7 protein-coding genes and 2 pseudogenes are annotated in these 7478 nt (G+C 56.5%); 2 read left to right on the top strand and 7 right to left on the bottom strand.

The window, feature by feature from the left end:
• Positions 1–487 precede the first annotated feature (487 nt).
• The 4 genes from KX729_RS33185 to KX729_RS33170 all read right to left on the bottom strand — a co-directional run bounded on the left by KX729_RS33185 (position 488) and on the right by KX729_RS33170 (position 4273).
• Positions 488–703 carry a hypothetical protein gene (locus KX729_RS33185; protein ID WP_219746682.1) on the bottom strand — a complete coding sequence of 72 codons (216 nt, stop codon included), beginning with the start codon at positions 701–703 and terminating at the stop codon, positions 488–490.
• A gap of 1 nt (position 704) precedes the next feature.
• Positions 705–1115 (bottom strand): hypothetical protein, encoded by a 411-nt coding sequence (locus tag KX729_RS33180; RefSeq protein WP_219746681.1) that lies wholly within the window; start codon positions 1113–1115, stop codon positions 705–707.
• A 70-nt stretch (positions 1116–1185) separates the two neighbouring features.
• A complete protein-coding gene (locus KX729_RS33175; protein WP_219746680.1) occupies positions 1186–3060 on the bottom strand; it encodes a calcium-binding protein in 1875 nt (624 codons plus the stop codon).
• Positions 3061–3601: 541 nt separating this feature from the next.
• Positions 3602–4273, bottom strand: coding sequence for a hypothetical protein (locus KX729_RS33170; protein ID WP_219746679.1), 672 nt, complete (start codon positions 4271–4273; stop codon positions 3602–3604).
• A gap of 9 nt (positions 4274–4282) precedes the next feature.
• On the opposite strand from KX729_RS33170, the gene KX729_RS33165 reads away from it, so the two are divergent.
• Positions 4283–4459 carry a hypothetical protein gene (locus KX729_RS33165; protein ID WP_219746678.1) on the top strand — a complete coding sequence of 59 codons (177 nt, stop codon included), beginning with the start codon at positions 4283–4285 and terminating at the stop codon, positions 4457–4459.
• Between the two features lie 166 nt (positions 4460–4625).
• On the opposite strand, the gene KX729_RS33160 is transcribed toward KX729_RS33165, so the two are convergent.
• Positions 4626–4955: a hypothetical protein gene (locus tag KX729_RS33160; RefSeq protein ID WP_219746677.1), complete on the bottom strand. Its 330-nt coding sequence runs from the start codon at positions 4953–4955 to the stop codon at positions 4626–4628.
• A gap of 577 nt (positions 4956–5532) precedes the next feature.
• On the opposite strand from KX729_RS33160, the pseudogene KX729_RS33155 reads away from it, so the two are divergent.
• Positions 5533–6286, top strand: a pseudogene (locus KX729_RS33155) (IS5 family transposase).
• Between the two features lie 409 nt (positions 6287–6695).
• Here the strand turns inward: KX729_RS33155 and KX729_RS33150 are convergent.
• Positions 6696–6938, bottom strand: a complete 243-nt coding sequence (locus tag KX729_RS33150; RefSeq protein WP_219746676.1) for a hypothetical protein — start codon at positions 6936–6938, stop codon at positions 6696–6698.
• A 431-nt stretch (positions 6939–7369) separates the two neighbouring features.
• Positions 7370–7478: pseudogene (locus KX729_RS33145) on the bottom strand (IS630 family transposase); the annotation flags it as partial.

The raw sequence follows: 7478 nt of genomic DNA, 5'->3' as shown, positions 1-7478 counted from the left end.
CGTTGTTGTCGGCTTGACCCCGATCATACCTGTAGTTGCCTCGATCCCAGTTCCGATCACGGTCCGAACCACGACGGTGCCGATAGTGGTATCCATCTTCGCGGTCGGCCCAGCTTGATCCAGAATAATACCCACTTCCTTCGCTCACGCATCCTGAGAGCGCCAAACATGTTAAGCCGACTGCAGAGGAGATTCTAATAGTTCGAACTGTCACTGGAGTTTCCGATCGCTGGGTTTTGGTCAGCGAACTTGCGAACGCAGGAGAGGTTCCGGATCCCGCCGCCAGAATTCGCTCAAGGAGTGCTAAAGAAGCGGCGTGTTGGCTAATTCTTCAAGCCCGTAGAAGGCGGCGACGGCAAGAGCGACTACGAGAAAGCCAAGCAGAATGCGGTGCGGTGAGATCATGATTGGCACATGGCGCGCCGCAGGTCGATGGGAAGGTAGGACCTAGGGCTTACCCCGCCGCTAAAACTCTCTCGTGGCCCGTTTATCGAAAGAGTTCGATAAACGGGCGGAGTTCATCCCGATATATACTCGAGGCAATCGCCCCCAAGAGCAGCGCCGAAAAGGTCGCAATGATGCCGATTGTGCCGGTTCTGCTACCCATGCGGAAGGTGCCCAAAAGGTAGTGGTTAAGGACCATTCCTCCTGCACCAGCGGACATGACGAGCAGAAGCAAAGCAATTTTCTGGCCTTCAGTCATTTCACTCGCCCTGCCACAACTTGCCAAGCAGCTCGGCGACGATCACGCCGGCCGCTTGTTTTGGCAGCGGCCGGTGGCCGAGCAGTGCGCGACTGAAGTCGATCGGATCATCGAAGCCAAAGGCGCGCTGCAGCTCGTCGAGGCTGGCCTTGCGTCGGCGCAAGATAGCGAAGACGGTTGCCCGGCCGGAGACTGATAGGCGCGGCTCGTGGTCGCCATTGATCTCGAGGTATGGTGGTCCGGCTTTCTCTTCGCCGGGCGCGATCTGATCGAGCGCCTGGCGGATGCCGTCTCGGACGAATTTCGAAACGCCGTTGTGAACGACGATCGCCTCAATGCGGGCGATGTCGTCGGGGTTCAGATTGAGGTGCGTCCTCTGGACGTTCAGCGGTGGTCTTCCCATGCGGCGCAACCTGCATGGTGTGTCTTGTGCGAAGGTTGCGTGTGAAAGGTGTCGAAAAGCGCCCAATCATCGGATGCTGTCAAGCAATCACAAAATCCGCATGCGTCAGCCCGAGACCAACCGAGATGGTAGCGAACTGCACGGCGGCAACACCGCCCGCCTTATTGCCATCCGGGTCGTAGAACACTGCACCGCTGTCGGTGTCGTAGAGGATGCGGTCGCTGCCGTCATGCGCCGTGCCGGCAGCGCTCGCCCAGAACGAGTCTTGGCCCAGAGCACCGAGATTTCCGGCCGCGCTGAAGATAGCCTTCTTCAGTTCGATCGTGTCGGCCGCCACATTATAGTCTCCAATCCTGTCGATGCCCTGGCTGGGGGCGGAGGAGAAGACGAACGTGTCGGCTCCGCCGCGCCCGCTTAGCGTATCCGCTCCGCCCTTGCCGTCGATCCGATTGACGCCGTCATTGCCGATGACCGACTGGGCGAAATCGTTACCGGTCAAGTTGAGCGCAGTCGTGCCACTGCCGTCGCCGGTGGCCAGCAATTCCACTTGCGCTGCCGCTGTCAGCACATAGGAAATCTTGTTAACGTAGACAGCATCGGCCGTGCCGCCACCGGCAATTTCGACGATGCTGTCGCCGGCATTATCGACGACGTAGCTGTCGTTGCCAGCGCGGCCATTCATCGTGTCGGCCCCACCCTTGCCGTCAACGCGGTTGACGCCGTTATTGCCAATGATTGACTGGGCGAAATCGTTGCCCGTGAGATTCAGCGCCGTCGTGCCGCCGCCGTCGCCGGTGGCCAGCAGTTCGATCTCCGCACCGGCCGTCAATGCATACGAGACATTGTTGACATAGGCAGCGTCTGCGGTGCCGCCGCCGACACCCTCGACGATTTTATCGGCGGCATTATCGACGACATAGATATCGTTGCCGCCAAGGCCGCTCATCGTATCAGCGCCGGCCTTGCCGTCGATCCGATTGGAGGCGTCATTGCCAGTAATGGTGTTGGCAAGGCCATTGCCCGTGCCGCTGATGTCACCTGTGCCCGTCAGCGTCAGTTTCTCGAAATTATCGCCGAGCGTCCAGGCAATGCTTGCTTGAACGGTATCGGTGCCTTGGTTGGCGAGTTCGACCAGAGTGTCCTGATCATTAACGATATAGATATCGTTGCCCTCTTCGCCATATAAGAAGTCGCCTTCGGTGCCGCCATCAAGCCGGTCACCGTCTTTCCCGCCACGCAGAATATCGACACCCGACTCTCCGATCAGTTCATCGCCACCAGCTCCCCCGAAAAGTCGATCCGAACCAACTCCTCCGTAGATCCTATCTGCGCCAAAGCCGCCAAATATCTGGTCATTGTCAGCATCGCCGAAAAGTCTGTCCTCTCCCAGACCGCCCCAAATCACATCATCTCCCGCATTACCATACAAGACGTCTCTGCCGCTTCCGCCCCAGATTCGATTGGCGGTCGTATTTCCATTGACGTAATCAGCGCCGTAGCCAGTGATAGCATCTATGCCTTCGCCTATCTGAATATTATCGTTAAACTGGCCTGAGATAATTCGTTCATTAGCCGCACCAGTGTAGGATCCGGACGCATATTTATCGACGCCGGAAAGTGTCGTCATGGAGATACTGGCTCCACCAGGAAGTCCATCACCATCTGCTAATTGTATATAGAAAACTCCGCCGTCTCCGGCATTTAGTTGAAAAGTCTGGGAAATTGAGACCGCTTCAATCAAATTCCCAGAGGCATCGAAGAGGTTTGCCGTCGCAGAATTGCTGTAATATCCGATTTTGGACATATACATTTTGTATGTAACGCTGGCGATAGCTTCAAATTTGAACCAGAGGGATCCGTCAAATTCAGTAATCTCTCCACTACCTTCCGCAGACGCATGGGCAGTGTCCCATTCGAGTTCTGTAAGTTCTGATGCTGAAGGCAAAGTGACCATTGCTGTCTCCATGAGCTAAGCGAGAACTGATCGCGAAAGATTGCATGGAATACCCGCGCGGTCACTCCATTGAAGTCAAAGTATACCTGAGCCGTTCATCACTTATTATGTCACATTCTACTCAATCTCGGACCCGCAGGACATTTTCAGGGAAATATCTCATCAGGTGGACAACCATGACGTTATCGCCGGCCGCCGGTGTCTCGGCTGCCTTGGCTTTATAAAGCCTTCGATGAAAACCGCGTTTGCGGATTTGCGCCAACAGCCGCCATTGCAGGTAGATGGATTCTCCCGACAGTAGCAGGCGACGTACGCACTTTCGGCAAAACCCGTCGCCAAGGCGATCAACTACATGTTCGAGAAGGACCGGCACTGGGAAGCGTTCACCCGCTTTCTCGACGACGATATACTCCTACTGATAGGCGGCAAAGATCACCCAAGCCTGCTTTGAAATGCTGTACTTTTGCTGTACGCCGACTCCGTAAAACGCCCGTAATATTTCGGGCCTTTGCTGGTAACGAGAAGACCGGGTTATCGCTACTCATCGGGCAACCACCGTCTGATGCTTGGCGAAGGCAGCCGGCAGCTTTATTCCTTTCGTCGCAGGAGCGGGCTGGAAGGCGACGTCGGCAAACGGCTTGAGCGACCGGTTATGAATGCCATCGGCGTCGATCCACGTCTCGATCATATGGCCGCCCACAACCTCGGGATAAATGCGGCGCTGGGTCTCCATCAGGAGCAAGGCGATCGAGCTGTGGTTTCCAGTCGCCATCACATCGTCAAGGATCTCGTGCGGCACCACGGGCGTAATGACAATTTCCTGCACGGCGTAGATGGTGAAAGCAGGAACGCCGTGCAGATCATGGCTGAAAAAGCCGAACCCGTCAGGGCCATGCTCACCCCAGCCGATTATGAAAGCATCCCACTGCCCGGCCAGGGCTTTTCGTTCCAATGCGTGAGGCGTGACACGGGCAATGTTACGAACGTCGTGGACGATGCCGGCCCGCAGACCATCATACGTGGCGTACTGGCTTGCGGTGCGATGGATTGCGCCAAGCAGGGCCGCATCGCCTCTCGTGGCGACGGCTGCCGACAGGTGGGGTATGGGCAGGCACTTAACGACGTTCCCGACCGCCAGCCCGTCAAGACTGGCTTTTGTGTCGGTGAAGATATGGACGGATTCTGCCAGGCGGATGATGTTGATTGCGGTCATGGAAACCTCATGAGCCCGGGCGTCATCCCCGTGATCGTTATGGCCGAAGCAATCGACGCTGCGGTGGAAAGTGCCGTCCCGGCCGAGAAAAGCCCCAATCCTCCGGGGCCAAGAGCTGCGGTGAAGAGCGTGGTGAGGATCGGGTCTCTTTTGGCACACAGCGCCGGCACGGATGTCGTCGAGTAAAGGTCCAGTTCCCTCACGCGACTTTCGATTTCATCTGATGGATGATTCTCGTAGTGCATGAGGCCTCACGCGATCTTCCGCTGGCGGGAGATGCGGGTGCCGGCGCCGACGGGAGTTGCGACTTGTTCGACTTTCGCCGCTGGAGAGGTACGGCAGTCGATCTCATCTAACTGCGTCGTGACACGAGCCCTATGAGTTTCGATTGCGCGGTAGATGGCAGCAATCTGAGCATCTTCTGGGCGATCTCAGCATTGCGGCGTCGGCGAACGTTGTGGATTTCAGTCTCGATCTGGGCGGCCTCGCCTTCCATAACTTTCACAAATTGCGCCACATCCACATCGGTGAGAAGCTGGAGCGGCGGCTCTTTGCTGTAGGCCACGAACTCGCGTTCTCTCCGCTGTATGGCTCCCGTCACAAAAGCGTCGGCAATGCGGCCATCAAGACTGCCCTTGCCCGGAGCTTCCTCCCGGATGGAAACGACTTTTCCGGCTGACATACGGATCTCCTTTGTTAAGGAGGATCAGACCATATACAAGCCTAAGCCGCTACTCGAAGGATTTGGAAGTATGTGCGGGTACAGTTCCTAAGGACACCCGATTAGGAGCCGCCCATCTACATGGCGCGCAAGAGCGCTACGCCACTTCGAGACTGACCTTGGATCCGCTCGACTGCAAACTTCTTCCCCGGAAGCCAAGGCAGGAAGCAGGGGTCGCTGACGGTGCACTGAGTGGTTACCGAGCTACCGGGCGTGATGAACTTGAAACCGTCACCTAATCGCCAGAATGTCTGAAAGGGAGAGATGGTTGTCACCAAGCGGCCAGATGCATCGCAGAATTGTGCTCCCGCATGCAGTTCTAGTACGTCAAGCGTTTTGACCTGCTCGACGGAATTGCATTGCGTGTCATCGAACGACGAGGGTGCCGAAGCCCGATTGCCGTTTCCCACCGCTGACGAGCCTGTTGGAGCCATTTTCCGAAGAGCTTCAGATATCCGCTTGTTTAGGTTCAGGACCTATTAAATAGCTTGCGTAGCGGCGAGGGCTTTGATTCATTTGGATGGAAAGGAGCCCTTCGATGAGTGACTTGCTGCTGTTGTCTGAGGCGCAGATGCGCCGGATCGAGCCGTATTCCCACTATCCCACGGCGTCCCGCGCGTTGATGACCGGCTGATTTTGAGTGGTATTGTCTTCGTCTTGCGCAACGGGCTACGTTGGCGCGATGCACCAAGAGAATACGGTCCTCACAAGACGATCTATAACCGTTTCATCCGCTGGAGCAGGCTCGGCGTATTCAACCGGATTCTTGCCGAACTGACAGCCAGGCGCGATAAGCCCGAACAACTGATGATCGACGCCACCCACTTGAAGGCCCACCGTACCGCAGCCAGTCTGCTAAAAAAGGGGATGTTCCCAGACGTATCGGGCGCACCAAAGGCGGACTGAACTCCAAGCTGCATGCCGTCTGCGATGATCACGGTCGACCAGTCATCCTGCTTTTGAGCGAGGGGCAGATGAGCGATTATAAAGGGGCTGCAAAGATGCTCCCCGCCTTTCCCAAAGCCAAGTCCTTGCTGGCCGACAAGGGCTATGACGCCGACTGGTTTCGAGAAGCCTTGGCCGCCCGCAAGATTACCGCGTGCATTCCATCTCGGGCAAACCGGAAGGTCGCCATCCCGTATGATGCGGCGCTCTATAAAAAGCGCCACAAAATCGAAAACATGTTCGGCAAACTCAAGGACTGGAGGCGAATTCACACCCGATACGACCGATGCGCGCACACATTCTTCTCAAGCATATGCATCGCTGCAGCCGTTATCTTCTGGCTTTGATTTAACGAGTCCTGACCCTAGCTCATCATCTGTAACCGATGGGCCTTGCTTACCCTCCGGCCCGGCTTCCCCGCGCGGACCTTGGGGGCCGGTATCGCCTTGGTCCCCCTTGGGACCCTGCATACCTCTAGCGGCAGCCGCGGGTGCCGATTGATACTTCTGCAAAATGTCCTGTAACTGCGTCACCTGGCCTTTAAGTTGAGCCACCTCGGCTTTCGACGAATCCATATCGTGCTTTAAGTCGCTAACATATTGCGACACTAGAAAGGTCGGACCAACAACGGCCGCTAAAACGCCAAAACCGCCAAGAACCTTCATTACGGTCGAAGTTTCAGTCACAGACGCCCCCGCGTTAAAAAGACTGAGGTAGCTTGCAACAGAAACGTCAAGGTGTCGAGCGGCGGGAAGCTTAACTGGTTGGCTTCCGGACTGCTTCAAGCAGATCCACCGCGCGTTTTAGATAGATGGCGACGGTTGGATGGAGGCGGTCCCCCACCCTCAACCGTTCGAGGGCGACCGTCTCGCTGTCAACTTTCATCAGCAGCGCAGGTAGTGAAATCTGGAGCGGCGAATGCTTCTCTGCCAGTCTGGCGATCCCGTCCTTCGTAGCCCAGATGCGGATGGTCTTGTCGCTGACTTGAGCAAAGTACATGGCAGTCTCGATCCGGACGATTTCCGAAGGCAACATAGGCACCGGTAGGACGCGGACTCTGCCGGCAGACTGGTAGCGATAATGGTCATTCTCGTGAGTTCGGGTCCGGCCGCCGGAACTCTCACCAACCCATGCAGTTCGCTGACAATGGGAGAGACATCGGACCTACCGCTTCTATTTTCGGCCCTCGAAGAGGAAGATGGATCATGGTCGGTCATTAATCCGATCACCGAACAAGCCGTCGTCCTTCACGATGAACCGATGGTCCTCCTCGACGAGCGCTTCGCCAAGGTCCTCGCCAGGTTTCTCAATCTCGGCGATCCGGTCGGCTTCACGAAAAGCAGGCACTGACCCCGATCTCGTCCGCGACTTTGTGAAACCCACAACGCCGCCGCTAAAACTTGCTCAGCGCTTCTTAGAGCGGTTCCCTTTCATGCTGGATCGTATCCGCAGGAACTGAAGTAGTTTCGGGCTTCCTTTGGCTCGATGAGTTCTATGCTCTTTCCGATCCTGTCCCACAGTCCTGTTACGGTTCTCTCT

The sequence above is a fragment of the Neorhizobium populisoli genome, from assembly GCF_019430945.1.
Lineage (GTDB): Bacteria > Pseudomonadota > Alphaproteobacteria > Rhizobiales > Rhizobiaceae > Neorhizobium > Neorhizobium populisoli.
The sequence above is the reverse complement of the archived record's forward strand: the minus strand, read 5'-3'. Positions and strand labels throughout refer to the sequence as shown.